At 24.7% G+C, this 1,499-nt stretch carries 2 protein-coding genes; one reads left to right on the forward strand and one right to left on the reverse strand.

The features are described from left to right. Positions 1-103 precede the first annotated feature (103 nt). Positions 104-757 carry a competence protein ComK gene (locus AC5EAH_RS08060; protein ID WP_493494264.1) on the reverse strand — a complete coding sequence of 218 codons (654 nt, stop codon included), beginning with the start codon at positions 755-757 and terminating at the stop codon, positions 104-106. Between the two features lie 524 nt (positions 758-1,281). Between AC5EAH_RS08060 and rpmG the strand changes: the two genes are divergently transcribed. After that, a complete protein-coding gene (rpmG, locus tag AC5EAH_RS08065; protein WP_493494265.1) occupies positions 1,282-1,431 on the forward strand; it encodes a 50S ribosomal protein L33 in 150 nt (49 codons plus the stop codon). Positions 1,432-1,499 lie beyond the last annotated feature (68 nt).

Here is a 1,499-nt window from a genome sequence, read left to right on the forward strand (position 1 = left end):
CATCAACACTCTTTGACAAAGAGCCGTAAATAATTACAAAACACGTTTGCTCAGTGGCAAACGTGTTTTATTACTATTTTTAATATTCAATATCAATCAATGCTTATTTTTTAGTTTTTGCCAATTTTGCTAAATGTTTTAATGTTTCAATATTATTAGTTAAATAGTAAGCCTCATCTGGTTCTTTGATGTGATTAACAGCTGTTTTATTAGAAAACATAGGAATTTTTGCTGCACTATCTAAGCGGATCTCATTAAGTAAATTTGAACAATGGCACCATTGGCGATATAGTATAATTTCACTAGTTAAAACAGTTGTATGCTGTCCATCGGTAAAATGAATTTTTGTTTGTTTTTTTTCGCTTGTTCTAATTGTTGAAGAAAAATAAAAGATATCTCTTTGACAATAATTATTATTTAACCAAACACAGTTATCATGATCGCGTTGTGTCGAACTTAAGGGAATCCATACAGTTAAATTTGGATCGAATAGACAAACTACAGATTTTTTATGTGTATTAATATAGTTTTTAGTAATTTGTGCGCAGTCTTCATAACTAAGATGTAAATGTCCCTTACAAATCATATTAATAACTTTTGATGGTTTTAATGCCACATATTGTACAGGCTCATTATGAAAATATAATTTTGAATAGAGTTTACCATTATACCCAGTTGCTGCAATGCACATTAAATTTGTTTTTTTGAGTAATAATGTGATCGTGTAGTAGTCTTTATTGATGAATAGATTGTTCATAGTATACCTCCTGAATGTAATAGCTAGATTATAGAAGCATTATTAATATACGTCAAAATGAATAAAAACAAATAAATCATATTAAAATGTCGTTTTTTATAGTGATTACATATTAAATATTAGAAATAGTAGATAGATGACTATCTCATTGACTTTTAAAGTTTTTAATTTTAAATTAAGGGTTAAATTATCATTTCAATAATCATCGTAAACTATTATTATATTTAAAAATAATAAAAAATAAATATCTTAAGTTAAAAAAATCAATAAATAATAGTATTTAATTAAAAATATTCAAAATATAGACAAAATGTTAGAAGGTAAATTTATTATAGTAAGTTTTTCTAATATAAGAATAAAACTATTATTGTTTTATTTATTTAATTAAGTAGTGAATAGCGTTTAAATTTTTGATAAAAAATAAAAATAATGACTAGATTTTTATTTGTAATTATGTTATGCTATTAAAGTCGTATGAATAAATAGAATAGTTACTATTATATTTTAACTAGGAGGAAATACCAATGCGTGTTAATGTTACTTTAGCTTGTACAGAATGTGGTGATCGTAACTACATTACTAAAAAAAATAAACGTAATAATCCAGAGCGTTTAGAATTAAAAAAATACTGTCCACGTTTAAAACGTGTTACTTTACACCGTGAGACAAAATAATAAATAAAAAAGCTATTCCTAATAGGGTGGCTTTTTATTTTTTATTGATAGTGTCAACTTTTTGTTGG

Source organism: Staphylococcus sp. B1(2026), from assembly GCF_058895785.1.

Excerpts from the sequence above, each read along its gene's own strand:
- rpmG (WP_493494265.1), top strand. The coding sequence starts at position 1,282 with ATGCGTGTTAATGTTACTTTAGCTTGTACAGAATGTGGTGATCGTAAC.
- AC5EAH_RS08060 (WP_493494264.1), bottom strand. The coding sequence starts at position 757 with ATGAACAATCTATTCATCAATAAAGACTACTACACGATCACATTATTA.